The sequence below is a fragment of the Extibacter sp. GGCC_0201 genome, assembly GCF_017566055.1.
In the GTDB taxonomy this organism is placed as follows: Bacteria; Bacillota; Clostridia; order Lachnospirales; family Lachnospiraceae; genus Extibacter.
In genome coordinates this window covers 1-207 of record NZ_JABFCH010000306.1, presented here as the reverse complement: position 1 = coordinate 207, position 207 = coordinate 1, and the positions used below count along the sequence as shown (strand labels likewise).

1 protein-coding gene is annotated in these 207 nt (G+C 61.4%); it reads left to right on the top strand.

What is annotated here, in order from left to right; translation table 11 throughout:
- On the top strand, window positions 1-200 hold a 200-nt coding region (locus HJV72_RS19630), incomplete at its 5' end, for a hypothetical protein (RefSeq protein WP_330619096.1).
- Window positions 201-207 lie beyond the last annotated feature (7 nt).

Sequence of the window (207 nt, the reverse complement as noted above, 5' to 3'; positions counted from 1 at the left end):
AGGTGCGCTTTGTGGATGCCGATGGCAACGAGTTCTCCTATGCGGTGGCGTTTACCGACGTGTTGGGCCCCACCGCCGTGGACGAGATGAAGGCAGCTGACGGCTGGGACCTCACGCTTTTTACTTGCACGTGGGGCGGAGCCTCTCGCGTGACCGTCCGCTGCGCTAATACCGACGGGCCATTAAACGGCATGAGATAACAGGCGC